25 protein-coding genes are annotated in these 26641 nt (G+C 71.2%); 14 read left to right on the top strand and 11 right to left on the bottom strand.

Translation table 11 applies throughout. The features are described from left to right. Window positions 1–57: 57 nt before the first annotated feature. The 4 genes from trxA (at window position 58) to ACE3OG_RS00530 (ending at window position 2512) form a co-directional block, all read left to right on the top strand. Window positions 58–378, top strand: a complete 321-nt coding sequence (gene trxA, locus ACE3OG_RS00515; RefSeq protein WP_374305015.1) for a thioredoxin TrxA — start codon at window positions 58–60, stop codon at window positions 376–378. A 92-nt stretch (window positions 379–470) separates the two neighbouring features. Beyond that, window positions 471–1106 (top strand): 7-carboxy-7-deazaguanine synthase, encoded by a 636-nt coding sequence (gene queE, locus ACE3OG_RS00520; RefSeq protein WP_374305017.1) that lies wholly within the window; start codon window positions 471–473, stop codon window positions 1104–1106. Window positions 1107–1158: 52 nt separating this feature from the next. Beyond that, complete coding sequence (queD, locus tag ACE3OG_RS00525) at window positions 1159–1515, top strand: 6-carboxytetrahydropterin synthase QueD (RefSeq protein WP_374305019.1); 357 nt, start codon at window positions 1159–1161, stop codon at window positions 1513–1515. An 82-nt stretch (window positions 1516–1597) separates the two neighbouring features. After that, the gene (locus ACE3OG_RS00530; RefSeq protein ID WP_374305021.1) at window positions 1598–2512 is read left to right on the top strand and encodes a transglutaminase N-terminal domain-containing protein; all 915 of its coding nucleotides are present in this window, start codon (window positions 1598–1600) and stop codon (window positions 2510–2512) included. A gap of 110 nt (window positions 2513–2622) precedes the next feature. On the opposite strand, the gene ACE3OG_RS00535 is transcribed toward ACE3OG_RS00530, so the two are convergent. From ACE3OG_RS00535 to trpA, 5 genes are all read right to left on the bottom strand, one after another. After that, window positions 2623–3126, bottom strand: a complete 504-nt coding sequence (locus tag ACE3OG_RS00535; RefSeq protein WP_374305023.1) for a hypothetical protein — start codon at window positions 3124–3126, stop codon at window positions 2623–2625. Between the two features lie 2 nt (window positions 3127–3128). Next, window positions 3129–4886 (bottom strand): PQQ-dependent sugar dehydrogenase, encoded by a 1758-nt coding sequence (locus tag ACE3OG_RS00540; protein WP_374305025.1) that lies wholly within the window; start codon window positions 4884–4886, stop codon window positions 3129–3131. A gap of 95 nt (window positions 4887–4981) precedes the next feature. After that, window positions 4982–6316, bottom strand: coding sequence for a folylpolyglutamate synthase/dihydrofolate synthase family protein (locus tag ACE3OG_RS00545; RefSeq protein ID WP_374305026.1), 1335 nt, complete (start codon window positions 6314–6316; stop codon window positions 4982–4984). A gap of 11 nt (window positions 6317–6327) precedes the next feature. Continuing rightward, entirely contained in the window at window positions 6328–7194 is an 867-nt protein-coding gene (gene accD / locus ACE3OG_RS00550) for an acetyl-CoA carboxylase, carboxyltransferase subunit beta (RefSeq protein WP_374305028.1), read from the bottom strand. Between the two features lie 120 nt (window positions 7195–7314). Continuing rightward, entirely contained in the window at window positions 7315–8160 is an 846-nt protein-coding gene (gene trpA / locus ACE3OG_RS00555) for a tryptophan synthase subunit alpha (RefSeq protein WP_374305030.1), read from the bottom strand. Window positions 8161–8437: 277 nt separating this feature from the next. Here trpA and ACE3OG_RS00560 point away from each other — a divergent pair, with 277 nt between their 5' ends. The 4 genes from ACE3OG_RS00560 to fadB all read left to right on the top strand — a co-directional run bounded on the left by ACE3OG_RS00560 (window position 8438) and on the right by fadB (window position 14246). Continuing rightward, window positions 8438–9370 carry an ABC transporter permease gene (locus ACE3OG_RS00560; RefSeq protein ID WP_374305032.1) on the top strand — a complete coding sequence of 311 codons (933 nt, stop codon included), beginning with the start codon at window positions 8438–8440 and terminating at the stop codon, window positions 9368–9370. Further along, window positions 9367–10419 carry an ABC transporter permease gene (locus ACE3OG_RS00565; protein WP_374305034.1) on the top strand — a complete coding sequence of 351 codons (1053 nt, stop codon included), beginning with the start codon at window positions 9367–9369 and terminating at the stop codon, window positions 10417–10419. Before ACE3OG_RS00560 ends, ACE3OG_RS00565 begins: the two co-directional genes overlap by 4 nt. 8 nt (window positions 10420–10427) lie before the next feature. After that, window positions 10428–11978, top strand: a complete 1551-nt coding sequence (nikE, locus tag ACE3OG_RS00570; RefSeq protein ID WP_374305036.1) for a nickel ABC transporter ATP-binding protein NikE — start codon at window positions 10428–10430, stop codon at window positions 11976–11978. Window positions 11979–12101: 123 nt separating this feature from the next. Continuing rightward, complete coding sequence (fadB, locus tag ACE3OG_RS00575) at window positions 12102–14246, top strand: fatty acid oxidation complex subunit alpha FadB (RefSeq protein ID WP_374305038.1); 2145 nt, start codon at window positions 12102–12104, stop codon at window positions 14244–14246. Window positions 14247–14258: 12 nt separating this feature from the next. Here the strand turns inward: fadB and ACE3OG_RS00580 are convergent, their stop codons facing one another. Both ACE3OG_RS00580 and polA read right to left on the bottom strand, forming a co-directional pair. Next, entirely contained in the window at window positions 14259–14519 is a 261-nt protein-coding gene (locus ACE3OG_RS00580) for a hypothetical protein (protein ID WP_374305040.1), read from the bottom strand. Window positions 14520–14670: 151 nt separating this feature from the next. Next, complete coding sequence (polA, locus tag ACE3OG_RS00585; protein ID WP_374305042.1) at window positions 14671–17721, bottom strand: DNA polymerase I; 3051 nt, start codon at window positions 17719–17721, stop codon at window positions 14671–14673. Window positions 17722–18083: 362 nt separating this feature from the next. On the opposite strand from polA, the gene ACE3OG_RS00590 reads away from it, so the two are divergent. Both ACE3OG_RS00590 and ACE3OG_RS00595 read left to right on the top strand, forming a co-directional pair. Then, window positions 18084–19502 (top strand): sensor histidine kinase, encoded by a 1419-nt coding sequence (locus ACE3OG_RS00590; protein ID WP_374305044.1) that lies wholly within the window; start codon window positions 18084–18086, stop codon window positions 19500–19502. A gap of 44 nt (window positions 19503–19546) precedes the next feature. Continuing rightward, on the top strand, window positions 19547–20050 hold the full coding sequence (locus tag ACE3OG_RS00595; RefSeq protein ID WP_374305046.1) for a hypothetical protein: 504 nt from the start codon (window positions 19547–19549) through the stop codon (window positions 20048–20050). A 67-nt stretch (window positions 20051–20117) separates the two neighbouring features. On the opposite strand, the gene ACE3OG_RS00600 is transcribed toward ACE3OG_RS00595, so the two are convergent. Next, window positions 20118–20726, bottom strand: coding sequence for a Spy/CpxP family protein refolding chaperone (locus tag ACE3OG_RS00600; RefSeq protein ID WP_374305048.1), 609 nt, complete (start codon window positions 20724–20726; stop codon window positions 20118–20120). Between the two features lie 238 nt (window positions 20727–20964). Here ACE3OG_RS00600 and ACE3OG_RS00605 point away from each other — a divergent pair, with 238 nt between their 5' ends. From ACE3OG_RS00605 to ACE3OG_RS00620, 4 genes are read left to right on the top strand one after another with little or no spacing between them, the layout of a single operon-like run. After that, a complete protein-coding gene (locus tag ACE3OG_RS00605) occupies window positions 20965–21720 on the top strand; it encodes a hypothetical protein (RefSeq protein ID WP_374305050.1) in 756 nt (251 codons plus the stop codon). Between the two features lie 24 nt (window positions 21721–21744). After that, window positions 21745–22515, top strand: a complete 771-nt coding sequence (locus ACE3OG_RS00610) for a LamB/YcsF family protein (RefSeq protein ID WP_374305052.1) — start codon at window positions 21745–21747, stop codon at window positions 22513–22515. Beyond that, the gene (locus ACE3OG_RS00615) at window positions 22512–23222 is read left to right on the top strand and encodes an allophanate hydrolase subunit 1 (RefSeq protein WP_374305054.1); all 711 of its coding nucleotides are present in this window, start codon (window positions 22512–22514) and stop codon (window positions 23220–23222) included. The genes ACE3OG_RS00610 and ACE3OG_RS00615 overlap by 4 nt, the downstream gene beginning before the upstream one ends. Continuing rightward, window positions 23223–24239: a biotin-dependent carboxyltransferase family protein gene (locus ACE3OG_RS00620; RefSeq protein ID WP_374305056.1), complete on the top strand. Its 1017-nt coding sequence runs from the start codon at window positions 23223–23225 to the stop codon at window positions 24237–24239. 2 nt (window positions 24240–24241) lie between these two features. Here the strand turns inward: ACE3OG_RS00620 and ACE3OG_RS00625 are convergent, their stop codons facing one another. The 3 genes from ACE3OG_RS00625 to ACE3OG_RS00635 form a co-directional block, all read right to left on the bottom strand. Next, on the bottom strand, window positions 24242–24691 hold the full coding sequence (locus ACE3OG_RS00625) for a hypothetical protein (protein WP_374305058.1): 450 nt from the start codon (window positions 24689–24691) through the stop codon (window positions 24242–24244). A gap of 27 nt (window positions 24692–24718) precedes the next feature. After that, complete coding sequence (locus ACE3OG_RS00630) at window positions 24719–25270, bottom strand: hypothetical protein (RefSeq protein ID WP_374305060.1); 552 nt, start codon at window positions 25268–25270, stop codon at window positions 24719–24721. A gap of 71 nt (window positions 25271–25341) precedes the next feature. Further along, window positions 25342–26580 carry an argininosuccinate synthase gene (locus ACE3OG_RS00635; RefSeq protein WP_374305062.1) on the bottom strand — a complete coding sequence of 413 codons (1239 nt, stop codon included), beginning with the start codon at window positions 26578–26580 and terminating at the stop codon, window positions 25342–25344. Window positions 26581–26641: the final 61 nt, after the last annotated feature.

Here is a 26641-nt window from a genome sequence, read left to right on the forward strand (position 1 = left end):
AAATCATGCGGATCTCCGAAGTCCGGGCGGGGACGCCGCTGCAAGCGGGAATGGATGATGTCGACCGTCAAAGTCACCGATGAGAACTTCAAGTCCGACGTGGTGAGCGCCAACGGCCCCGTGGTCGTGGACTTCTGGGCCGAATGGTGCGGCCCCTGCAAGATGATCGCGCCCGCGCTCGAGGAGATCGCCGAGGAGCTCAAGGGCAAGGTCACCGTCGCCAAGCTGAACGTCGACGAGAATCCCGGCGTCGCCGGCGCCTACGGCATCCGCTCCATTCCCACCCTGATGCTGTTCAAGGACGGCAAGGCCTTCTCGACCAAGGTCGGCGCCGCCCCCAAGGGCGAGCTCAAGAAATGGATCTCCGAGGCGATCTGATCCCTCCTCCCTCGCCGATCCGGCTCGCGGAAGGACCTCGAAAGAGGTCCTTTTTGCGTTCTCGGAGCGGCTGAACGTTTCGGGCGACGCCGATGGGCCGCTATGCGGCGAAGGAAATCTTCCTCACCCTGCAGGGCGAGGGCGCGCAGGCCGGACGCGCGGCGGTGTTCTGCCGCTTTTCCGGCTGCAACCTGTGGTCCGGTCGCGAGCGCGACCGCGCGGACGCCGCCTGCGCCTTCTGCGACACCGATTTCGTCGGCGTGGACGGCGAGGGCGGCGGCGTCTTTCCCGACGCGCGGACGCTGGCGGCGGCGATCGCCGCGCGCTGGGGCGAGCGGGGAGGGCGGCGCTTCGTCGTGTTCACCGGCGGCGAGCCGCTGCTGCAGCTCGACGAGGCGCTGATCGCCGCCGTCCACGCGCAAAACTTCGAGATCGCGGTGGAGACCAACGGCACGCTGGCGCCGCCGCGCGGAATCGACTGGCTGTGCGTCAGCCCGAAGGCCGGGACGGAGCTGAAGGTCCGCGCCGGCTCGGAGCTCAAGCTCGTCTATCCGCAGGAGGGCCTTGCGCCGGACGAGGTGGCGGGGCTCGACTTCGCGCATTTTTTCCTGCAGCCGATGGACGGCGCGGCGGCGGCGCGCAACACGCAGGCGGCCGTGCGCTACTGCCTCGAGCATCCGCGCTGGCGCCTCAGCCTGCAGACGCACAAGCTGATCGGCATCCCCTGAAGGCCCGCCTTCAGGCGACGGCCGGCGCGCGATGAGATAGAGCATTTTCCCGATGAGAATCACCCAGGCCTTCCATTTCGAGGCGGCGCACCGCCTGCCGCGCGTGCCGCAGACGCATCGCTGCCATCGCCTGCACGGCCATTCCTACCGCGTCGAGCTGGAGCTCGTCGGCGACGTCGATCCCGACACGGGCTTCGTCGTCGATTTCTTCGACGTCGAGGCGGCGTTCGGGCCGCTGCTCGCGCGGCTCGACCATCATTACCTCAACGAGGTCGAGGGCCTCGAGAACCCGACGGCCGAGCTCATCGCGATGTGGATCTTCGAGCGCGCGCGCGCGGCCCTGCCGCAGCTCGCCAAAGTGCGGGTCTATGAGACGCCGGACTGCTGGGCGGAGTTCGACGGCGGGTGAACCGCGAAAATGATGCGCGTTCGTTCCCCGATCTGCTAGCGTCGCGCAAAACCGCCGCGAAAAGGCCGGCTGGGGACGCGCCATGGCCCGGATCGAGATCGTCCACCGGACGGACTACAGCTACCGCAATCCCGTCGGGCTCGGCACGCATCGCCTGATGCTGCGCCCGCGCGACAGCCACGACCTGCGCCTCAACCACGCGAGCCTCAACGTCGATCCGCAGCCCTCGGCCGTGCGCTGGGCCCATGACGTCTTCAACAACTCGGTCTGCTATCTGTCTTTCGACCCGGAAATCCGCGTCGAAAAATTCAGCGTCGTCTCCTCGCTGAACCTCACCCATTACCCGATCGGCGCCGATCTGCCGCCGTGCAGCCTCGATCCGGCGGCGGAGCTTTTCCCCTTCTCCTACCCTTCGCAGGAGATCGCCGACCTCGCGCGGCTCGCCGAGCGGCAGGAGCCCGATCCGAAAGGCGCCGTCGACGCCTGGGCGCGGCGCTTCGTCTCCGGCCCCGGCGAGACGCGCACCCTGAAGCTGCTCTCCGACATGACCCACGCCATCAAGGACGAGCTCAAATACGGCGCGCGCCACGAGGAGGGCACGCAGAGCGCCGCCGAAACGCTGGAGCGCGGGACCGGCACCTGCCGCGACTTCGCCGTGCTGATGATGGAGGCGGCGCGCGCGCTGAACCTCGCCGCGCGCTTCGTCACCGGCTATCTGTACGAGGAGGACACCAGGGGCGAATTGCGCGGCGGCGCCTCGACGCACGCCTGGTGCGGCGTCTACCTGCCGGGCGCCGGCTGGGTCGAGTACGACCCGACCAACGGCCTGCTCGCCGGCCAGAACCTCGTGCGCGTCGCCGAGACGCGGCTCGCCTCGCAGGCGCTGCCGATTTCCGGCGGCTATGTCGGCGCGCCCGACGACACGCTGGCGCTCGACGTCTGCGTCGCCGTCAAAGCCGCGCCGCTGAAGCCGGCGAAGGCGGCGGAGGTGGCGTGAGGCTAGGACGGAGCGTCGGCGGGGCTTTGCCGCACGGCTTTTCGCCAGTATTTAAAATACATGTATGTAAATAATATAGTGCAAATAATTCCCTCTGATAGCATTAATATTCAGAATGATATAAGTCCTTTTATATAAAATAGTGTTTGTAAAGTACCATGAATATCAGATGTTATAAATATACCAAAAAGCAAAGAAATGCCCCCAAGCGTCATCGATATTAGGCAGATATCTTTAGCATAAGGCGCTGTTCGCCATGCGGAGTTATATAATTTTTGGTATTTAGGAATATAGTAATAGACGGTGAATGCAATTAATATAAGACGCATTATAGTCAACGACATAAGCGTTGGCTGTGCGCTGCATGCGATGCTCGCAATTAATGGATCCCGTGATATAATATGTCTAACGGAAGGTAGCTGTTGAAAGAGGCATTTTTTAGTAGGGTCATGGCGTCCGGTAACAACCAAAAAAGGAATAGAGAGAGCAAAAATAGTTGTCAAAGCACCTATACTACTTTCAATTGGGAGTGGTAGCGTAAGGCGGCCGGCTCGCCAAACCAATCCTGGAACTTCGGAAACATCTTGTTCCGCTCTATCACAATTCATCGCCATGCCTAATTCGCGCCGCCGGCCGGCGCTCCGGCGTGTCCGATCGACCACACGAAGGACGCGACGGCGCGCAGGTCCTCGGGCTTCAGCTCGACGCCGCCCATCGGCGGCATGGCCCCGCCGTGCTCTTTGGGCTGCGGCACGCCGTTCTCGATCGTGCGCGTGATCCCCTGCAGGTCGCCGTCGCTCCACAGCCAATGGCCGCTCGTGAGGTCGGGGCCGATCGGCGAGCCCTTGCCGTCGGGACCGTGGCAGCCGCCGCAGGTGGCGTCGCCGATTTCGCCGCGGAAGATTTTCCCCCCGCGCAAGACCTCCTCGCGCGTGGAGCCGGCGTGGACGGGAAGCGAGGCTTCGTCGAGCGGCGCCGCCGCGGCGGCCGAGGCGACTTCGCCGGCCGGGGGCGCAGCCGGGGCGAGACCGACGTCGGCGCGTCCGGAATAGGTGATCTTCCAGATGCGGCCGCCCTGGTCGTCCGAGACGTAGAGCGCGCCGTCGGGGCCGACGGCGAGGCCGGACGGGCGATGGGCGGCGCGGCTGGGGTCCTTGTGCTCGCCGGCGAAGCCGTCGGCGAACAGTACATAGCCGCCGGACGGCTCGCCGTCGGAAAGCGGCTGGAAGACGACGGCGTAACCCTGCTGCGGCGCCGGCGCGCGGTTCCACGAGCCGTGGAAGGCGATGAAGGCGCCGCCCTTGTAAGCGTCGGGGAAGCTCGTCCCCTCGTAGATGGCGAGCGCGTTGGGCGCCCAGTGCGCCGGGAAGGCCGCGATCGGCGGGATCTTGTCGGCGCAAAGGCCCGCCTTCTCGCCGTCGCCGCCATATTCGGGGCCGAGCACGAGGCGGCCGAGCTTCGGGTCGAAATAGCAGCGCGGCCAGCCGTAGTCGCCGCCTTGCCTGACCTCGACCAGCTCCTCGGCGGGAAGCTCGCGGCCGCGCTCGCGCGAATAGAGCTTCGGCCAGTTCTCGGCGAGCTGGTCGCGCCCGTGCTGGGTCGCGTAGAAGCGTCCCGCGGAATCGAAGGCGAGCCCCTCGGCGTTGCGCAGGCCCGTGGCGTAGCGCTCGGCGGAGGAGAAGAGCTGATCGCTTCCGCGCGCGTCGTAGCGCCAGATCCCGCCGCGCGTGAGAAGCTCGTCGCAGGGCTCGCGGCCGGGCGAGCCCGGCATGCGGTTATGCTCCTCGCAGGCGTTGGTCGCCGAGCCGAGATCGACGTAGAGGCCGCCGTCCGGCCCGAAGGCGAGGGGATGCATCGGGTGGTCGCCCGTGACCGGCAGCCCGGAGACGACGGTCTGCGCCGCGCTCGATGGCGTGAGCTCGCCCTCCTTCAGCGCATAGCGCACGATGCGGTCGTTGATCTCGGCGTAGAGCGCTCCCTCGAACAGGCCGATCCCGGTGCCTCCGCGCCCGCCCTGCGCGGGCGTCTCGCCGAAGCGTCCGACCTCGTCGGCGCGCCCGTCGCCGTCCTTGTCGCGCAAGGCGACGAGGAAGCCCTGGTCGGGCGCGGGCTTGTCCTTGTAGTAGGGGCCGCTCCAGGTGTTGACGTAGACGGTTCCGTCGGCGGCGACCGCGAGATGGCGCGCGTGGCCGAGCTTGTCGGCGAAGACGGTGGCGCAGAAGCCCGGCGGCAGGGCGAGCCCGGCCGTGTCGCAGGTCTTTGGCGCGGGCGAGGCGTTTTCCGTGGGCTCGCCGGCGGCCGGACGCGCGAGCGCGCAGGCGGCGACGGCCAGGGGAAGGGCCAGGCGAAGGACGACGAGCGGGATCGGGCGCAAGGGTCACCGGCGGCTTGCGCGACGCGAAGCGCGCCGCAGCGCCTCTTATACAACCGCGCGCAACCGCGCGCGAGCGTCGCGAGCAGGCCGCCCGCTCAGCGCGGCGGCGTGCCGTTGAGCGCCAGCGTCTCGCCGGCGAGATAGAGGCTGCCGCAGATGAGGATGCGCGGCGGAACGCGCCATTCGCGCGCGCGCAGGTAGCGCAGCGCATCCTCGACGCCGCCGGCGGAGGCGGCCTCGATTCCCGCCTCGCGCGCCGCGCCGGCGACCTCGGCGGCGGGCTTGCCGTACTGGTCGGCCCTGAGCGGCACGGCGATCACCTCCTGCGCCAGCCCCTTGAAGGCGCGCAGGAAGCCGACCGTGTCCTTGGTCGTGAGCGTCCCGCAGATGAGGATCAGCGGGCGCTCCGCGCGCTCGCCGAAATCGGCCATGGCCTCGGCGAGCACGCGCCCGCCGTCCTCGTTGTGGCCGCCGTCGACCCAGATCTCGGCGCCCTTCGGCGCCAGCTCGGCGACGCGGCCCTTGAGGACGTTCTGCAGGCGCGCCGGCCATTCGACCTCGAGGAGGCCGCGCTCGATCGCGCGCGCGGGGATGTGCGGCTCGACGAGGCGCGCCGCGGCGATCGCGGTCGCGGCGTTGTCGACCTGGTGGCGGCCGGGCAGGCGCGGCGGCGGCAGGTCGAGGAGCCCGCCGGCGTCTTCGTAGAGGAGCCGCCCGCATTCGAGCCGCGCCGAGAAATCGCGTTCGGCGACGAGCGCCGGGGCGCCGACGCGCGCGGCCTCGCGCAGCAGCACGCCGAGCGCGCGCTCGGTCTGCGCGGCGATCGCCGCCGGCGTCCCGCGCTTGAGGATGCCGGCCTTCTCCCAGGCGATCTTCTCCACCGTCGCGCCGAGGAATTCGGGATGGTCGATGGAGATCGAGGCGATCACGCAGGCGGCCGGGCGTTCGACGACGTTGGTCGCGTCGCCGCGCCCGCCGAGGCCGACCTCGAGCAGCAGATAGTCCGCCGGCGCCTGCGCGAAGATGCTGAAGGCGGCGGCGGTGGTGAACTCGAAGAAGGTGATCGGCTGGCCGTCGTTGACCTCCTCGCAGGTCTTGAGCGCGGCGTAGAGGGTTTCGTCGTCGACGAGGCGCCCGCCGCCCTTTGCTCCAAGACGGATGCGCTCGTGGAAGCGCACGAGATGCGGCGAGGTGTAGACATGCACGCGCTTGCCGGCCGCCTCGAGGATCGCGCGCAGGAAGGCGATCGTCGAGCCCTTGCCGTTGGTGCCGGCGACATGGACGATCGGCGGCAGCCTCTTTTCCGGCGAGCCGAGCGCCGCGAGCAGGCGCTCCATGCGCCCGAGCGTCAGCTCGATGTCCTTCTTGTGCAGAAGGAACAGCCGCGCGAGCAGGTCGTCGAGGGGAGCTGCGCCGGGCGCGGCGGTCATGGCGCGGCGGCTCAGGCGGCTGCGGCGGGGCGGGGCGTGTGGGTCAGGATCGAGACGAGCCGCGCCAGCGTCTCGCGCATGTCGTGGCGGTGCACGACCATGTCGATCATGCCGTGCGCCTCGAGATACTCCGCCCGCTGGAAGCCTTCGGGCAGGCGCTCGCGGATCGTCTGCTCGATCACCCGCGGGCCGGCGAAGCCGATGACCGCGCCGGGCTCGGCGATCTGGACGTCGCCCAGCATGGCGTAGGAGGCGGTCACGCCTCCGGTCGTCGGGTTGGTGAGCACGACGATGTAGGGCAGGTTCTGCTCGCGCAGCCGGCGCACGGCGATGGTCGTGCGCGGCATCTGCATCAGCGAGAAGATGCCCTCCTGCATGCGCGCGCCGCCCGAGGCGGTGAAGATGATGAAGGGGCTGCGGCGCTCGAGCGCCGCCCCCATGCCGGTGACGATCGCCTCGCCCGCGGCCATGCCGAGAGAGCCGCCGAGAAAGTCGAAATCCTGCACGGCGGCGACGACTTCCACGCCTTCGAGCCGCCCGACGGCGAGCTTGACCGCGTCCGGCGACTCGGTCTTGAGGCGATATTCCTTCAGCCGGTCGGCGTAGCGCTTGATGTCGCGGAATTTCAGCGGGTCGAGCGGCACGTCCGGCGTCGGCAGCTCATCGTAGACGCCGCCGTCGAACAGGTTGGCGAGCCGCGCCTTGGGGGCGAGCCGCATGTGGAAGCCCGAGCCCGGCACCACGAAGAGATTGGCCTCGAGGTCCTTGTGGAACACGAGCTCGCCGCTCTCCGGGCACTTGACCCATAGATTCTCGGGAGTCTCGCGGCGCAAGAACGACCTGACCTTGGGAGGGACGACGTTGGAGATCCAGTTCATGGGCGGTCCGGGTGCGGCGCGCTCTCGCGCCTTTGAAAAGGGAAGGCGCGCGCCAGATGCGTTATTTAAGGGCGCGCGCGCCCTTTTGCGACAGAAATGTGAGGGGCGGCGCGGTCCTGCTCAGACCGTCGCCGCGGCGCCGCGCACGCCCTTGGCCAGAGCCGAAACGAGCGAGCTCACCGCGCCGACCGTGCCGGGGCCGGCGGCGCCGCGCGCGTCGAGGGAGGCGGCGAGGGCGCCGACGAGCGCCGAGCCGACGACGACGCCGTCGGCCCCCGCCGCGATCGCCGCCGCGTCGGCCGGGGTGCGCACGCCGAAGCCGACCGCCACGGGCAGCGGCGTATGGCGCTTGATGCGCGCCACCGCCTGCGCCGTCGTCGAATAATCGGGAGTGGCGGCGCCGGTCGTGCCGGTGATCGAGACGTAATAGACGAAGCCCGAGGTGTTCGCGAGCACCGCCGGCAGCCGCGCGTCGTCGGTCGTCGGCGTCGCGAGGCGGATGAAGTTGAGCCCCGCCTTCAGCGCCGGCAGGCACAGCTCGGCGTCCTCCTCCGGCGGCAGGTCGACGACGATCAGCCCGTCGACGCCGGACGCGGCCGCGTCCGCGAGGAAACGTTCGACGCCGTGGACGTAGATCGGGTTGTAGTAGCCCATCAGCACCAGCGGCGTGTCCGGCTCGCTCGCGCGGAAGTCGGCGACGAGCCGCAGCGTCTTCTCGAGCGTCATGCCGGCGCCGAGCGCGCGCAGGCCCGCGGCCTGGATCGCCGGCCCGTCGGCCATCGGGTCGGTGAACGGCATGCCGAGCTCGATCACGTCGGCGCCGGCGCCGGGCAGGGCCTTCAGGATCTCAAGGCTCGTCGCCGGATCGGGGTCGCCGGCCATGACGAAGGCGACAAGGGCGGCGCGCCCTTCTGCGGCGAGCTGCGCGAAGCGGGTCTCGATGCGGGTTGCGGCGGTCTCTGTCATCGGTCGGCGGTCTTCCTCAGCCCCGAGCCGTGCGACGGGGCGCGAGCGCTGCGCAATAGAGGATTTTTCGCGCCGGCGCAAAAGCGGGCGCGAGGACGGGCCCGAACGGAGAGGGCTCACGCCCGCAAGGCGGGTTGCGCCGACGGGGCTCGGGCGAGGCCGGCGCAGCGTTCGTCGCGGCCGTCGCCGGGGCGCCAAACGCTCCTGAGCCGGGCTTGCCCCGCGCTCCGCGCGAGCTAGACTTGGCGCCGCCCACCCCGCGAGACGCCGGATTCCCTTGCCCGCCCGCGCGCTGAACAGCATCCTCGCCCGCCTTATCGGCTCGGCCGCGGCCTTTCTCGTCGTCGTCGCGCTGTCCTTCCTGTTGATGCGCCTCGCGCCCGGCGGGCCGTTCGACTCCGAGCGTCCGCTCGACCCGCATGTCGCGCAGAACCTGCGCCGCGTCTACAAGCTCGACCTGCCGCTTCCCGAACAGTTCTGGCTCTATCTCAAGAGCCTCGCGCGCGGCGACTTCGGGCCCAGCCTGCACTGGCGCGATTTCTCGGTCGGCGAGCTGCTCGCCCACGCGCTGCCGATCTCGCTGCGGCTCGGCGCGCAGGCGCTGGCGCTGGCGCTGCTTATCGGCGGCGCGCTCGGCGTCGCCGGCGCGCTGAGGGGGCGCGTCGGCGCCTTTTGCGTCGCGGCGGTCGCGCTCGCCGGCGTCGCGCTGCCGGCCTTCGTCGTCGGCCCGCTGCTGCAGCTCGGCTTCGGCCTCAGGCTGCGCTGGCTGCCGGTCGGCGGCTGGGAGGACGGCGCTTGGCGCAACCAGGTCCTGCCGACGCTGACCCTCGCCCTGCCGCAGATCGCCATCGTCGCGCGCCTCATGCAGGCCGGGATGCGCGACGCCCTCGCCGAGCCCTATGTGCGCACGCTGCGCGCCTTCGGCCTGCCGCGCCTTCACATCCTCGCGCGGGCGGCGCGCGCCGGCGCGCTGCCGACGCTCTCCTATCTCGGCCTCGCCGCCGCCAGCCTGCTGACCGGCTCGGTCGCCGTCGAGACCATCTTCGGCGTGCCGGGCATGGGGCGCTATTTCGTCGAAGGGGCGCTCGGGCGCGACTATCCCCTCGTCATGGGGACGGTGGTGGTCGTGGCGGCGATGGTCATCGCCTTCAACCTTCTCGTCGACCTCGCCTACATGCGCCTCGACCCGCGCATCGGCGCGGCGCGGTGAGCGTTCTCGCGCGCGTTCCGGCGAGCGCCTTCTTTCTCGCCGCCGTCGCGCTCGCCTGCGTGTTCGGCCCCATGCTGTCGCCGCATCCATTCGACCGGGTCTATCCCGATTACGTGCTGGCGGAGCCCTCGTTCGAGGCGCGCCCGAGCGCCGGCGAGCTCCTCGCCGCGGCGGAAGCCTTCGCGTCGCGCCTCGGCGCCCGGCTCGACGAGGCGGAGGACGCCGGCGAAGCGCTGCTCATGCGGATTTCCGCCGACCGTCCGATCGAGGCCGCGGCGCTCGGCGACCAGCCGCCCTCCGACATGCTGGGCCCGCCGCGGCTTCTCGAGGCGCGCGAAGGCGGGCGCGAGATGAGCCTCGAGGCGCCGGTCAAGCGCGAGCTCTTCCCGTTCGGCGCCGACGCCAACGGCCGCGACCTTCTGACCCGCACGCTGATCGCCGGGCGCGTCTCGCTCGCCGTCGGCCTCGCCGCCTCGCTCGTCGCGCTCGTCGTCGGAGTCGCCTACGGCGCTTTCGCCGGCCTCATGGGCGGGGCGGTCGACGCCCTCATGATGCGCGTCGTCGAGGTGGTCTACGCGCTGCCCTTCATCTTCCTCGTCATCGTGCTGGTCATGACCTTCGGGCGCCGTCTGGATCTGATCTTCCTCGCCGTCGGCGCGGTCGAATGGCTCGACATGGCGCGCATCGCGCGCGGACAGACGCTCGCCCTCAAGGAGAAGGACTACGTCGCCGCCGCCCGGGCGCTCGGCGCCTCGCCCTTCGCCATCCTCGCGCGCCACATCCTGCCGAACGCCGCCGCGCCGATCCTCGCCTTCCTGACCCTGCTCGTCCCGCGCGCCATCCTGCTTGAAAGCTTCATCTCCTTCCTCGGGCTCGGCGTGCAGGAGCCGCTGACGAGCTGGGGCGCGCTGATCGCCGAGGGCGCGCGCCACATTCAGGGGGCGTTGCATCTTCTGCTGTTTCCGGCGCTGTTCCTCGGGGCGACGCTCGCCGCGCTGCAGAGCCTCGGCGAGACGCTGCAGGCGCGCGTCGCCGGACGCGCCTCTTGAGCGCGCCGTTGCTGGAAGTCGAGGAACTGCGCGTCGTCTACGGCGCGCGCGCCGTCGTCGACGGCGTGAGCTTCTCCCTCGCGCGCGGCGAGGCGGCGGCGCTCGTCGGCGCCTCGGGCTCGGGCAAGAGCCAGACGGCGCTCGCGCTGCTCGGCCTCAACGCGCCGGGGGCGCGGCTCTCCGGCGCCGCGCGCTTTGCGGGCGAGAATCTCCTGACCCTGCCGCGCCGGCGGCTCGACGCGCTGCGCGGGCGGCGCATCGCCATGGCGTTCCAGGAGCCGGCGGCCTCGCTCGATCCCTTCCTCAGCGTCGGCGCGCAGCTTTGCGCCGTGCTGCGCCTCAGGGCGGGGCTTTCGCGGACGCAGGCGCGCGCCCGGGCGATCGATCTGTTCGGGCTCGCGCGCCTGCCCGAGCCGGAGCGGAAATTCGACGCCTTTCCGCACCAGCTTTCCGGCGGCCAGCTGCAGCGCGTCGCCATCGCCATGGCGCTCTCCTGCGAGCCGGCGCTGCTGCTCGCCGACGAGCCGACGAGCGCGCTCGACGCCACCGTCGCGGCGCAGGTGATGGAGCTTCTTGACGAACTGCGCCGGCGCCTCGGCCTCGCCGTCCTCATCATCACCCACGACCTGCCGCTCGCCCGCCGCTTCGCCGGCGTGGTCCATGTGATGGCGGACGGGCGCCTCGTCGAAGGCGGCGCAGGCGCGGCGCGCCCGCTTGCGGCGGCCGCGCCGCGGGGCCGCGCGCCGGCGCAAGGCGAAGCGTCCGGCGAGGCGGCCGAAATCCTGCGCCTCGAGCGCGTGAGCGTGCGGGCGGGGGGCCGCGGCCTCTTCGCCCCGCCGTCGCGCGAAATCCTGAAAGGCGTGAGCCTGACGCTGGAGCGTGGACGCACGCTCGCCGTCGTCGGCGAATCCGGCGCGGGCAAGACGACGCTGGCGCGGGCGGCGCTGCGGCTCGCGCCGAGCGAAGGCTCGATCCGCTTCATGGGCCGCGAGATCGGCGCGCTGCCGGAGAAGGCCCTGCGTCCGCTTCGCCGCGACATGCAGATGGTGTTTCAGGATCCTTTCGGCGCGCTGTCGCCGCGCCTTCGCGTCGCCGACGTCGTCGCCGAAGGGCTCGCCGTCCACGAGCCCTCCCTGTCGCGGCGCGAGCGCGACGAGGCGGCGGCGGAGGCGCTGCGCGCGGTCGGCCTCGACCCGGCGCGGCGCTTCGCGCGCCCGTCCGCCTTCTCGGGAGGCCAGCGCCAGCGCATCGCGCTCGCGCGGGCGCTGATCCTCGCGCCGCGCCTCGTCGTCCTCGACGAGCCGACGTCCGCGCTCGACGAAGCCTTGCGCGGCGACGTCCTGCGCCTCATCGCCGCGCTGCAGCGCGAGCGCGGCCTGAGCTACCTCCTCGTCACCCACGATCTTGCGGCGGCGCGCGCGCTCGCCCATCGCGTCGCGGTGATGAAGGACGGCGAGATCGTCGAGACGGGCGCGGCGGAGGAGGTGCTGGAGGCGCCGCGCCACGCCTACGCGCGCGCCCTCGTCGAGGCGGCGCGGCGGCTCGGCGGCGGCGCGTGAGCGGGGCCGCGCAAATCATGGCCGCGGCGGCCGTAATCTTTCCTTCGTCCGCGGCTGTGATAAAGCTGGCGCGTTTTTGACGCGGCGCCGCGCGCCGGGTCTTGGCGCGAGGGGAGCCCGCACATGATCTTCCAAGGCGAGTCGATCGAGGTCAGGGAAGTCGGCGAAGGCTTCCACGAGCTGCGCTTCGACCGCAAGGGCGAGGCGGTCAACAAGCTCGACCGGCTCGCCTTCCGCGAGCTCGAGGCCGCGCTCGCCGCGCTCGCCGCCGCGCCCGGCCTCAGGGGCGTCCTCGTCTCCAGCGCCAAGGAGACCTTCGTCGTCGGCGCCGACATCTTCGAGTTCACCGAGGTTTTCGAGGCGGGCCGGGAGGCGGTCGAGCGCTTCGTCGCGGCGAACGCGAAGATCGTCTCCGCCCTCGCCGCGTTGCCGGCGCCGAGCGTCGCCGCGGTGGGCGGCCTCGCGCTCGGCGGCGGCTTCGAGCTCGCGCTCGCCGCCGACTACCGCGTCGTCTCCGACACGGCGAAGGTCGGCCTGCCCGAGGTCACGCTCGGCATCTTCCCCGGCTACGGCGGCACGGCGCGCCTGCCGCGCCTCATCGGCCTCGCCGAGGCGGCGCGCTGGATCGTCTCCGGCGCGCAGCAGGGCGCGCTGACGACCCTGGAGGACGGCGCGGCCGACGCCGTCTGCCCGCCCGAGGAGCTGTTCGACGTCGCGCTCGGCCTTTTGAAGGCGGCCGCCGCCGATCCCGCGGGATGGGCGGAGCGTCGCCGCGAGGGCGCCGCGAGCCTCGGCCTGCCGCGCGAGAAGGTCGACGAACTGCTGTCGGGCGCGCAGATCGAGGCCGCCAGGGCGCTGCCGCATTATCCGGCCGCGCACGAGGCCGTCGAGGTGCTGCGGGAAGGCGCGGAGCTGTCGCTCGAGGAGGCGCTGGCGCTCGAGGCGAAGCGCTTCGCCGAGGTCGCCGCCTCGCAGGCCGCGACCTCGCTCGTCGGCAATTTCGTCAACGACCAGGCGGTGCGCAAGATAGCGAAGTCGCACGCCAAAGGCGCCGCGAAGGTGCGCAGGGTCGGCGTGCTCGGCGCCGGCGTGATGGGCGCGGGCGTCGCCTACCAGAGCGCCTTGAAGGGCGTGCCGGCGGTGCTCAAGGACGTCTCCCGCAAGGCGCTGGACAATGGAGTGGCGCATGCGCGCAATCTGCTCGACAAGCAGGTCGAGCGCGGCAGGATGAAGCCCGAGGAGGCCGACGCGGCGGCCGCGGCGATCCACGCGACCGAAAGCTTCGCCGACCTCGCCGGCGTCGACGTCGTGGTCGAGGCGATCGTCGAGGATCTCAAGATCAAGCTCGCCGTGTTCGGCGACGTCGAGGAGGCGGTGGGCGAGAAAGCGCTCATCGTCTCGAACACCTCCTCGCTGCGCGTCAAGGACCTTTCCGCGGGCGTGTCGCGGCCGCGCAATTTCCTCGGCATGCACTTCTTCAATCCGGTGCCGGCGATGGCGCTCGTCGAGGTGATCCGCGGCCCGCAGACCTCGGACGCGGCTCTTGCGACCATCGTCGACTACGCCCTGACGCTCGGCAAGACGCCGATCGTCGTCGGCGACTGCCCCGGCTTCGTCGTCAACCGCGTGCTGACGCCCTATCTGATCGCCTTCCTCAAGCTCGTGAGCGAGGGCGTCGACTTCCGCGACGTCGATCGCGCGATGGAGGGCTTCGGCTGGCCGATGGGGCCCGCCTGGCTCTCCGACGTGATCGGCCTCGATATCTGCCAGCACGTCGTCGAGATCGTCTCGGAAGGCTTTTCCGCGCGCATGGAGCATCCGAAGCCTGGCGCCTATGAGCTGCTGATGGCCGACGGGCGTCTCGGCCAGAAGAACGGGCGCGGCTTCTACGTCTACGGCAGGGACGACACGGGCCGCCCGGCGAGGACCGCCGAGCCCGCCGTCTTCGAGCTCCTGAAGGCCGGTCGGACCGGCGCCGTCCGTCTCACCGACGCCGAAATCCGCGAGCGCATGATGATCCCCATGCTGTTCGAGGCCGCCCGCTGCCTCGAGGACGGGACGGGCTCGACGCCCGGCGAGATCGACATGTGCCTGATCCTTGGCCTCGGCCTGCCGCGCTACCTCGGCGGCGCGCTGCGCTACGCCGACTGGCTCGGGCTCGGGACGGTCGCGAACAGGGCGAAGGCGTATGAGGAGCTCGGCCCGATCTACCGTCCGGGCGAAGCGTTCGTCGCCAAGGCGGAGAAGGGCGAGAAGTTCTACGCCTGAGGCGCGCGGCCTTCAGTCGGCCGGCTTTGGCTTCGCCTTGAGCGGGCAGGCCGCGTCGGCGCACCAGCCGATCGAGGCGAGCGCGGTCGCGGCGCCCGCATGGATGAGGATGCCGCCGGCCTCGTCCTTGACGGTGATGCGCGCGCCCCGCTTCGACTTGAGCTGGGAGGCCAGAAATTCGACGTAGCACCAGGCCGCCTTGCGGCTCGGCAGCGCCGCGACGTCGACCGCGACGCCGTTTTCGCTCGTGACCTCGAAGGTGAAAACCGGCATGGCGCAGCCGCCCGCTTGGGACTGACGGGACGCGTCGGCGGCGCGCCGGACGCGGACGGAAGAGGCGACGACGGGCGGCCGAAAAGCCGCAAGCCGCCATCGAACCTCCGATCTCGCGCGCCGGCCTTGATCTCGATCAAGCGCTGCGGCCTCAATGCGCCTCGTCCCAGTTTTGCGCCGCCCGCGCCTCGACCTGCAGCGGGACCGTGAGCTTCAGCGCCGGCTCGGTCGCCTCGCACATCACCTTGCGCGCGATCTCCATGGTCGCCTCGACCTCGGCGTCGGGCGCCTCGAACACCAGCTCGTCATGCACCTGCAGCAGCATCTGCGCGCAAAGGCCGGCCGCCTCCAGCGCGTCGTCCATGCGGACCATGGCGCGGCGGATGATGTCGGCCGCCGAGCCCTGGATCGGCGCGTTGACGGCGGCGCGCTCGTTGAAGGCGCGCTCGGAGGGGTTCGAGGCCGATATGCGCGGATAATGGCACTTGCGCCCGAAGATCGTCGCCACATAGCCCTTCTCGCGGGCGAATTTCTTCGTCTCCTCGACATAGGCGCGGATGCCGGGGAAGCGCTCGAAATAGCGCTTGATGTACGCTCCCGCCTCCTCGCGCGGGATGGAGAGCTGGTTGGCGAGGCCGAACGCCGAAATGCCGTAGACGATGCCGAAGTTGATCGCCTTGGCGCGCCGGCGGATTTCGGACGGCATGCCGGCGATGGGGACGCCGAACATCTCCGACGCCGTCATGGCGTGGATGTCGAGCCCTTCCGCGAAGGCCTGCTTCAGCTGCGCGATGTCGGCGATATGGGCGAGCAGGCGCAATTCGATCTGGCTGTAGTCGGCGGAGATCAGCTTGCGTCCTTGCGGGGCGACGAAGGCGCGGCGGATCTTCCGCCCCGCCTCGTTGCGGACGGGAATGTTCTGCAGATTGGGCTCGGAGGAGGAAAGCCGCCCGGTGGTCGTCGCCGCCAGCGCGTAGGAGGTGTGCACGCGCCCCGTGCGCGCGTTGACGTAGGTGGGCAGGGCGTCGGTGTAGGTCGACTTCAACTTGGCGAGCTGGCGCCAGTCGAGGATCAGCCGCGCGAACGCGTTGCCCTCGGCGGCGAGGTCGTCGAGCACGCTCGCCGCCGTCGACCATGCGCCCGTCGCCGTCTTCTTCGCGCCGGGCAGGCCCATCCTGCCGAACAGGATGTCGCCGAGCTGCTTTGGCGAGCCGAGGTTGAAGCTCTCGCCCGCCGTCTCGAAGATCTGCGCCTCGAGCCGCGCCATGTCCTGCGCGAACTCGCCGGAGAGCCGCGAGAGGATGGCGCGGTCGATCATGACGCCGCGCCGCTCCATGCGCATGAGGACGGGCGCGAGCGGGCGCTCCAGCGTCTCGTAGACGGTCGCCATGGCTTCGGCCGGCAGACGGGCCGTAAGGACGCGATGGAGGCGTAGCGCGACGTCGGAATCCTCGGACGAATATTCGCTCGCCTTGTCGATGGGAACGCGCGCGAAGCCGATGAAGCTGCGTCCAGAGCCCGCCACCTCGCCGAACTGGATCGGCTTGTGGCCGAAGTACTTCTCGCTCAGCACGTCCATGCCATGGTCGCTGCGGCCGGCGTCGAGCACGTAGGACATCAGCAGCGTGTCGTCGAACGGGGCGAGCTCGATCCCGCGCTGGGCGAGGACGAGGGCGTCGAATTTCGCGTTATGCGCGATCTTGAGCACGTCCGGCGCCTCGAGCAGCGGCTTCAGGCGGGCGAGCGCCGCGCCCTCGTCGAGCTGGCCGGCGAGCAGCGCGTCGCCTTCGAACAGGTCGCCGCCCGGCCCGCTCCTGTGGCGCAGCGGGACATAGGCGGCGCGGCCGGGAGCGAGGGCGAGCGAGACGCCGACGAGCTCGGCCTCCATCGCGTCGAGCGAGGAGGTCTCCGTGTCGACGGCGACGAGGCCGGCCGAGAAACCTTCGGCGATCCAGGCGTCGAGGCGCTCGAGGCTCGAGATCGTCTCGTAGGCCTTGACGTCGAAGCTCTGTGTCTTCGCCGCGGCGAGGCGCGCCGCCGCGAGGGCGCCGGGGCCGGTCGCGATCGCCTCGGGCGCGGCCTGCGCGCCGTAGCGGGCGTTGCGCTTCGGGCCGCCTGGCGCCGGGGCCTCCGACGGCCCTTCAGGCGGCGGCGGCGCCGCCACGGCCTCGGGCTTGAGGAAGACGCCGCCGCGCCCGCGCCAGCCCCTTGGCCCGGCGTAGTCGGGGTCGGGCTCGATCTCGGCCGCGTCGACCTCGAAGATCTCCGCGGCGCGGCGGGTGATGGTCGTGAACTCCATGGCCTTGAAGAAGGCGACGAGCGCCGCCCCGTCCGGCTGAGCGAAGCGCAGGTCGTCGAGCGGCGTCTCGAGCGGCAGGTCGTCGACGAGGCGCACGAGCTCGCGCGAGAGGAGGATCAGCTTGACGCTCTCGGGGTCGGTGAGGATTTCGCGCCGCTTCGGCTGCCTGATCTCCCCGGCGCGCGCGAGCAGCGCGTCGAGGCCGCCGTATTCGCCGATGAGCTGGGCCGCGGTCTTGAGGCCGATCCCGCGCGCGCCGGGGATGTTGTCGGTCGAATCGCCGGCGAGCGCCTGGACGTCGACGACCTTCTCCGGCGGCGCGCCGAAATAGTCCTCGACCTCGGCGACGCCGATGCGCCGCTCGGCGCGCGAGCCCTTCGCCCCCGACTCGCCCTGCGCCGGGTCGTACATCGAGACGCCCGGCCGCACGAGCTGCATCAAATCCTTGTCGGCGGAGATGATGGTCACGTCCGCGCCCCGCTCGCGCGCCTGCCGCGCGTAGGCGGCGATGAGGTCGTCGGCCTCGTAGCGGTCCTGCTCGATGGGGACGAGGCCGAAAGCGCGCACGGCCGCGCGCATCAGGGGAAACTGCGGGACGAGGTCCTCGGGCGGCTCCGAACGGTTCGCCTTGTAGGGCGGATAGAGCTCCTTGCGGAAGGAGTTCTCGGACTTGTCGAAGATGATCGCGAGATGCGTCGGCTTCACGCCCGCCGCGCCCTCGCGCGCGAACTGCAGGAGCTTGACGCAGAACAGCCGCACGGCGCCGGTCGGCAGGCCGTCCGAGCGGTAGTTGTATTTCGCGTCCTGCCGGATCGACTGGAAGTAGGCGCGAAAGACGAACGAGGAGCCGTCGACGAGAAACACGTGGTCTCCCGCCGCGACGGGCCGCTCGGATGGTGGCATGGGCTCTATCCGGTGGAGACAGGGAGCGGCAGGATGGCGTAAAGGGGACTCGAACGCCAGCGCCGTCGCGGCGATCGCTGCAACCAAAACAAGCGAGCAGCGTTGCCAGTTACGGCGAAAGCTTCGTTCCACGGAGTCCCAGCTTTTTTGTAATGAGCCGCAGCGGCGCAGTTGATCGTCGAGCCGGTTGCGCGTTCGTGTGAATATTCGCGCCATCTAACCATCGAAAGAGCGCAGGACGGACGCCGAGTTCTTGTGGTCTCGCCTTTTATGTCGTAGTGCGGGCGCGACCTTCGAAGAGATGGCGACCGGATCGACGCGCGGATGCGTTGCGGCGGATTGGAACGAGACTGGTCGATCACATGGATTTCGAGGCTGTCTTCAACCGCCTGCCGACGCCGACCATGGTGATGGACCCCGATTTCAATATTCTGGCCGCCAACGACGCCTGTCTCGACGTCGCCGGGCGGGCGCGCGAGGGACTCGTCGGGCGCAAACTGTTCGACGTCTTTCCCTCCGACGGCGCGGCGGGGGAAGCCTTGCGCGCCTCCTTCGAGCGTGTGCGCGAGAAGGGCGTCGTCGACGCCCTGCCGATGCTCGACCACCCGATCGCGGGCGCCAAGGGCGGGCTCGAGCCGCGCCGCTGGAGCTGCGCCCATGTGCCGATCCTTTCAGGCGACGGGCGGGTCGCCTGGATCATGCAGACCACGCAGGACATCTCGGGCCTCGGCGAGCCCGCGCCGCGCGAGGAGACGCCGGGGCGGCGGATCGAGATGATCCAGGCGCTGAACCAGACGCTGCTCGCCGCCACCCAGCATCTCAACCGGGTGTTCATGCAGGCGAGCAATTTCATGTGCGTCCTGCGCGGCCCGGAGCTCGTGTTCGAATCGGCCAACGCGAACTGCCTCGCCCTCATCGGCGGGCGCGATCCCGTCGGGCGGCGGCTGCGCGACGCGCTGCCCGAGCTCGCGGGGCAGGGCTATTACGAGCTACTCGAAAACATCATCCGGGACGGCGAGGCCTTCGCCGGCCGCAAGATGCGCGTCCTCGTGGAGAACGCCGAAGGCGAGCTCGTCGAGCGCTTCCTCGACATCATCTGCCAGCCGGTGCGCGACGAGGCGGGAGCGGTGTCGTCGGTCTTCATCGAGGGCTCGGACTCGACCGAGATCGTGCGCGCGGAGCAGCGGCAGGCGCTGCTCATCCGCGAGCTGCACCATCGCGTGCGCAACACGCTGGCGACCGTGCAGGGAGTCATGAACACGACGGCGCGGACCTCGACGACGATCGAGGAGTTCCAGGAGGCGTTCGCCGGGCGCATCGCCTCGCTCGCCAAGACGCACGCCATCATGACCGAGGAGCTCGACCAGTGCGTGTCCTTCGAGCATCTGCTGCATCAGGAGCTCGACCTTTACGCCGGCGAGGATTGCGGCCGCGTGACCCTCAAGGGTCCGCCGGTCGAGCTCTCCTCGCAGATCGCCGTGCCGCTCGGGATGGCCGTTCATGAGCTGACGACCAACGCCGTGAAGTACGGCGCGCTCGCCGCGCACGAGGGGCGGCTCGACGTCGAATGGAGCCTCGCCGACGTCCCCTCGGGCGCCGCCTTGCGCTGGGAGTGGCGCGAGAGCGACGGGCCGCAGGTCGAGCCGCCGCGCCGGGAGGGATTCGGCTCGATGCTTCTGAAGCGCGTGCTGTCGCAGCAGATCGGCGCCGAGGTGAACGTCGTCTATGATCCGGACGGCTTCACGCTGCGCATGCTCGTGCCGCTGCGCGCCGAACGATGAAGCCGAAGGCGCGACGACGCCCGGAGCGACGGGGAGAAACGAATATGGCGGGAAAGTCTGATTTCACCGATGCGGAATGGGCGAAGGTGCTGTCGGCGCCGCTGCTCGCAGGCGTCGCGGTCACCTGCGCCGAGCCGAGCGGCCTGTTCGGCATGCTGAAGGAGGGGTTTGCGAGCGGCAAGGCGCTGCTCGACGCGCGCAAGGACGCCTCCGCCGGCGAGCTTGAGAAGGCCGTGGCGACGGCGTTCGAGGATGGCGGCGAGCGCTCGCAGGCGCGCGAGGCGCTGGCGGCGGCGGTCGCCGGAAAGACTGCGCCGGCCGACATCCGCGACGCGGCGATCGCCGCGCTTCGCGCCGTCGGCGCGCTCGTCGACGCCAAGGCGCCGGGCGATGCGCCCGGCTTCAAGGCCTGGCTGCGGAGCGTCGCCCAGCGCGTGGCCGAATCCGCCTCCGAGGGCGGCTTCCTCGGCTTCGGAGGCGTCACGGTGAGCGAGGCCGAGAAGGCGACGCTCGGCGACGTCGCCGCCGCCCTCAACCTTCCGGCCTGAATTCGCCTGGACGGCGCGCGGGCGCGCCGTCCAGGAACGTCGTGAACAGCAGCAGGCGCGCCTGCTGCTAGTCGTCGTCGTCGTCAGCGGGCGGCGGCGGGGGAGGCGGCGGCGCGCCGGCGGGGCCGGCCTCGGCGGGACCGGGGCGCTCCGATCCCATCCCCATCCCCATCCCCATCATGTGATGCGAACGCATCGGGCCCATCCCCGGCCCGAACGGACGAACGCTATGCAGCAGCAGCGGCAGGCGGCGCTTCTGGTCCTCGCTCAGCGATTTGTCGAGCGGCGCGGCGGCGTCGGCGAGCGCCTTCAGCGCCTCGCCGCGGGCCACGGCGCTCTCGCCGGCGAACCTCAGCCAGCCGATCATGTCGGAGGGACGATCCGCGCGCATCTTCTCGCGGCGCTCCGCGGCCGCCTTGGCGGCGGCGCGCAGTGCGTTCTCGACCGGCGGCCAGAGCTTCTCCTGATCGGGCGTCAGCTTGAGGCCGACGTGCAGGGCGGCGACGCGGGCGTCGAACAGCGCTTCGCGGTCGGCCGGCGACAGGCGGGGCGGGCGCGGCGGCTCGCCGGGCTTGCCGGGCGGCGGCGGCGGGGGACGGTCCTCGGCCGAGGCGCCGAAGGCGGCGAGCGAAACGCTGCAGGCGAGCGTCGCGGCGGCTAGAATTGGCAGGCGCATTGGTGTCTTGCTCCAGTGACGATGGCGCCGTCCGCTCCGGGCGCCGAAAGGTCGGCCCATCGGAACGCCGCAGCGGACGAGTCGGCTCTAGAGGTATGGCCGGCGCGCTTCAAATGAAGGTTTCGTTAGAAGCGTCAGCGCTTCAGCCGCCGCAATCGACGCATCATGCTTAACGCAAATTAAACCGCGCCCGGGCGAGACTCGCCGCTGCACAAGGCTCATCAAGGGAGTTCGCGGCATGAACCGGACGAGAAAGGCCGGCGCTCCGGCGTTCGGCGACATTCTCGCGGGGCTCGAAGGCCAGACGTCCGCGCGCGCCGAACCGGAGCCGCGCCCGGCCGCCCCGCGCGCGGGCTCCGCGCGTCCGCGCCCCGAGGCGCCCGCCGGGCGGGCCGCGCCCGAAAAGTCCGGTCCCGCGATCGACACGTCCTGGCTCGCGTCCGCGCAGGCGCGCGCCCGCGCCGCGCAGGCCGCCCGAGCCGCCGAAGCAGGGCCGCGCGACGCCGCCTCGCCGAACGAGGCGCGCCCTTCGTCCACGGCGTCCCGCGCCTCTTTCGCCGACGTCGAAGGGCCGCCCGAGGACGCCGCGCCGGACGCGAAGAGCGCGCAGGACGCGGGCGCGAAGCCGGCCGACGGCGGGCCGTCGGCGCGCGCGCGCCGCGCGCCCAATCCGGTCCACGCGATGCGCCGCCTCATCGCCAGCTTCGCCGCGACGCTCGGCCGCCGGCGCCGGCAGGGGCCGGAAGCCGCGTCCACGCCGCCGGCCGCCCCTCCGCCCGCTCCTCTCGACGAGGACGCGGCCATCGCCCGCGAGCTCGGCCTCACCTCCAACCTCGCCATCGGCGACCTGCGCCGCATCCGCCGCGACTTCGCCAAGAAGAACCACCCCGACCGTTTCGCGCCGGCCTTGCGCAATCAGGCGGCGCGGCGCATGACCATCGCCAACATGCTGATCGACCAGCAGCTCAAGGGCCGCGCGCCGCCGCCGAAATAGGCCGCGCGCCGGCCGGGCGGGAGCATGAGCGCGAAAATCGACCTGAACTGCGATTGCGGCGAGGGCTTCGGCCCCTACGCCATGGGCGACGACGAGGCGATGCTCGACGTGGTCACGAGCGCCAGCGTCGCCTGCGGCTTCCACGCCGGCGATCCGCAGATCATGGCGCGGGTCTTCGCCGGCGCCGCGCGAAAAGGCGTCGTCGTCGGGGCGCATCCGGGCTACCCGGACCTTTGGGGCTTCGGCCGGCGGCCGCAGCGCTTCGCCCTCGTCGAGATCGAGCGCCTTCTCGCCTATCAGATCGGCGCGGCGCAGGCGGTGGCGGCGCTGGTCGGGACGCGCGTCGCCTACGTCAAGCCGCACGGCGCGCTAAGCAATCTCGCCATGGTCGAAAAGGACGTCGCCCGCGCGCTCGCCCGCGCCGTGCGCGCCGTCGACGGGAGCCTCGCTTTCCTCGCCGTCGCCGGCTGCCCGCTCGAACATGAGGCCCGCGCCGCTGGGCTCGAGGTCGCCTGCGAGGCCTTCGCCGACCGCGCCTATGGCGACGACGGCCTCATCGCGCCGCGCGGCGCGCCGGGCGCGGTGCTGACCGACCCGCACGAGATCGCCGCGCGCGCGCTCGCCATGGCGCGCGAGGGCGAGGTCGTTTCGCTTTCCGGCGGGCGCCTGCCGCTGAAGGCCGATTCGATCTGTCTGCACGGCGACCATCCCGGCGCGGCGCAGGCGGCGCGGACGCTGCGCGCGGCGCTCGAGGCGGGCGGCGTCGAGATCGCGCCCTTCGCGCGCCCGTCATGAGCGCGGAGGCGCCGCGCGTGCTCATGGCCGGGGAGGGCGCGCTCACCGTCGAGTTCGGCGAGACGATCGACCCGGCGCTCAACGCCCGCGTCGGCGCGCTCGACGCGGCGCTCGCCGCGGCCGATCTCGCAGGCGTCGTCGAGGCGGTCCCGACCTATCGCTCGCTGACCGTGCATTACGACCCCGGGGTCGTCTCCTTCGCCGGGCTGTCGCGTCGCCTGCTCGCCCTCGCCGCGCATCCCGGCGAAGCGCCGGCGGCGCGGCGCTGGCGCGTTCCCGCCTGCTACGATCCGCCCTTCGACGAGGATACGGCCGAGGTCGCGCAGGCGCTGGGCCTGACGCGCGGGCAGGTCGCCGCGCTGCACGCGGGCGCGCGCTACCGCGTCTACATGTACGGCTTCGCGCCGGGCTATCTGTTCCTCGGCGGCCTGCCGGCGGCGCTCGATATCTCGCGCCGGCCGACGCCGCGCCCGCCCGTCCCGCCCGGCGCCCTGCTCATCGCCGGCGGCCAGGCGCTGATCGCCAGCGTGTCGATGCCGACCGGCTGGCGCATGATCGGCCGCACGCCGTCCGTCCTGTTCGATCCGGCGCGCGAGCCCATGGCGCAGGCGCGGATCGGCGACGAGATCGTCTTCGAGCCGGTCGACGCCGCCCGCTTCGCCGATCTGTCCGCCCGGCGCGCCGGCCTCAGTCCGGCGGGCGGCTGAATGGCGCGGCTCAGGATCGTCGCGGCGGGGCCGGGGGCGACGATCCAGGACGCCGGGCGCTTCGGTTTCCAGCGATTTGGCGTGACGCCGGCGGGCCCGATGGATTTTTCCGCCTATGCCGCCGTCGCCGCCATGCTCGGCGGCGGTCCGCGCGACGCGGCGATCGAGATCGCCCTCGGCGGCCTCTCCGTCGCCGCCGAGGGCGGCGCCCTTACGCTCGCCTACGCTGGCGGGGCCTTCGACTGGCGCCGTGGCGGGGAGACGCCGCCCGCCGCCGCGCGGCTGACGTTGCGCGAGGGCGAGGTTCTCTCGGCGCGTCCGGGCGCGTCCGGCGCCTGGAGCTATCTCGGCGTCGCGGGCGGCTTCGACGTTCCCCTCGCGCTCGGCTCGCGCGCGACGCATCTGCGCTCGAGCCTCGGCGGGCTCGACGGGCGGATGCTGCGCGCCGGCGACGCGCTGGAGGTTCTGGAGGATCAGCCCGCGCTCGACGAGGCGGAGCTCGCCGCGCCTTTCCTCGCGCCCGGCTCACGCGCGCCGATCCGCGTGCTGCCGGGGCCGCAGGACGATTATTTTTCGCCCGCCGCGCTGGAGACGTTCTTCTCCGGCGTCTATGAGCTGACGCCGCGCGCCGACCGCATGGCCTACGCCTTCCGCGGCCCGGCGATCGAACATGCGCGCGGCTTCAACATCGTCTCCGACGGCCTCGCGCAAGGCGCCGTGCAGATCGCCGGCGACGGCCAGCCGCTCGTTCTGACGGCCGACCGCCAGCCGACCGGCGGCTATCCCAAGCTCGGCCATGTGATCTTCGCCGACCTCGGCCGCCTCGCCCAGCTGCGTCCGGGAGAGACGGCGCGCTTCGCGCGCGCCACGCTCGAGGAGGCGCTCGCCGCGCGCCGGACGCTGCTCGAGGAGATCGCCGCCGCGCCGTCGTTCCTGCGTCCGCTGACGCGCAAGGCGACGACGGCGCGTCTCCTCGGCGTCAATCTGATCGACGGGGTCGTCGACGCGCTGGAGTGAGGTCAGCGCGCGCGGCTGTCGATTCGCGAATCCACGCGCGAATTGACCGCGCCCGGCGTGCGCGAGGAGATCGGCCCCGGAGGGCCCGGGTCGGGCGTGCGCCAGACCGGCGCGGGGACGCTCGGCGGCCTCGGCGGCCGCGGGCCGCCGCGCGGGGGAGCTGGCGGCTTAACCGGGCCGTATCCGGGACCCCATTGGCGCCCGCCCCAGGTCTGCGGCGTCCCATAGGGCTGGCCGCGCTGCGCCGGCGTCGGCGGGCTCGCGCGCGGGCCGGCGTCGCGGCGCCAGTTGTAGCCGCACGGGCGCCAGCCCGGCCCGTCGAGGTCGTTCGGATACCAGCACTGGCGCTGGCCGTCGCGATAGTACTGGACGGCCTCGACCATCGCCGGCGCCGTCGCGCCGGCGCCGGAAAACAAGGTGAGAGCCGCAAGGGCGGAGGTCAACAGGGGCACGGAGCGCTCCCGCGGGCGGGCGTTGGCCTAACGATGGTGGCCGCCGCCATGCGGACCGCCGCCCGGACGGCCGCCGCCCGGATGGCCTCCCGGCGGACGTCCGCCGGGATGGCCGCCCGGCGGCCGCATGCCCGGGCCGCCTCCCGGCGGATGGCCATGCCAGCCCGGCCCACCCCCCGGCGGACGTCCATTCCAGCCCGGCCCGCCTCCCGGCGGAGGACGTCCGTTCCAGCCCGGCCCGCCCGGTCCCGGCCCCTGCCGCCAGCCGGGCGGCGGTGGCCGCCACCCGCCGGGCGGAGGCGGCGGCGTGCCCCAGCCGCGCCAGCCGACCGGGCCGCCCCAGCCGACGCCGTTCGTCCAGGGATAGCCGCACCAGTACCAGCCGGGGCCGTTCCAGCCGACAGGATACCAGCAGAACTGGCGTCCGCCGAAGAAGAACTGCGCGTCGGCGAAAGGCGCCGACTGCGCGGCGACCGACGGCACCGCCGGATCGAGCGCGGGGGCCGCCGCCGCGCCCTGCGCGATCGTCAGGGCGGCGAGCGCCGCAAGCAACCGAAGACGGTCGGGGCTTTGCTGCATGAAAGGTCTCCACACCAGATCGCGGAAGAGAATGCGCGCGTCGCGATGAACGACGCATGAGCGAAAAAGTCTCAGCCGGCGATCTTGCGCGCGCGCTTGCCGAGCGTGCGCAGCCGCAGGGCGTTGAGCTTGATGAAGCCGGCCGCGTCGCGGTGGTCGTAGGCGACGGCACCTTCCTCGAAGGTGACGAGCTCCTGGTCATAGAGCGAATAGGGGCTCGAACGTCCGACGACGAAGGCCGACCCCTTATAGACCTTGACGCGGACCCGGCCGGTCACGAGCTCCTGGCTCTTGTCGATCAGCGCCTGCAGCATTTCGCGCTCGGGCGAGAACCAGAAGCCGTTGTAGATCAGCTCGGCGTATTTCGGCGCGAGCTCGTCCTTGAGATGGGCCGCGCCGCGGTCGAGCGTGATCGATTCGATCCCGCGATGGGCGACGTAAAGGATCGTCCCGCCGGGCGTCTCGTACATGCCGCGCGACTTCATGCCGACGAAGCGGTTCTCGACGAGGTCGAGCCGTCCCACCCCGTTCGCCCGGCCGAGCTCGTTGAGCCGCGCGAGCAGGCTCGCGGGCGACAGCGCCTGCCCGTCGACCGCGACCGGATCGCCCTTCTCGAAGTCGATCTCGACATAGGTCGGCTTGTCGGGGGCGTCCTCCGGGTCGATCGTGCGCGAATAGACATAGCCGGGCGTCTCCTGCGCCGGGTCCTCCAGCACCTTGCCCTCGGAGGAGGAGTGCAGCAGGTTGGCGTCGACCGAGAAGGGCGCATCGCCGCGCTTGTCCCGCGCGATCGGGATCTGGTGCTTCTCGGCGAAGTCGATGAGCTGCGTGCGCGAGGCGAGATCCCATTCGCGCCACGGCGCGATCACCTTGATCTCCGGGTCGAGCGCGTAATAGGACAGCTCGAAGCGCACCTGGTCGTTGCCCTTGCCGGTCGCGCCATGGCAGACGGCGTCGGCGCCGGTCTTTTTCGCGATCTCGATCTGCTTCTTGGCGATCAGCGGACGGGCGATCGAGGTGCCGAGCAGATAGAGCCCCTCATATTGGGCGTTGGCGCGGAACATCGGGAAGACGTAGTCGCGCACGAACTCCTCGCGCAGGTCCTCGATGAACACGTTCTCCGGCTTCACCCCGAGCAGGATCGCCTTCTGGCGCGCCGGCTCGATCTCCTCGCCCTGGCCGAGGTCGGCGGTGAAGGTCACGACCTCGCAGCCATAGGTCGTCTCGAGCCATTTCAGGATGATCGACGTGTCGAGGCCTCCCGAATAGGCGAGGACCACTTTCTTTACGTCGTTCTTTTGCTGCGCCATGGGATCTCCGGAAAAGGCGTCTCATAAACAGGCGAGGACTTCGCCGGACTATATGACGAGC

It is taken from the genome of Methylocella sp., assembly GCF_041905455.1.
GTDB lineage: Bacteria > Pseudomonadota > Alphaproteobacteria > Rhizobiales > Beijerinckiaceae > Methylocapsa.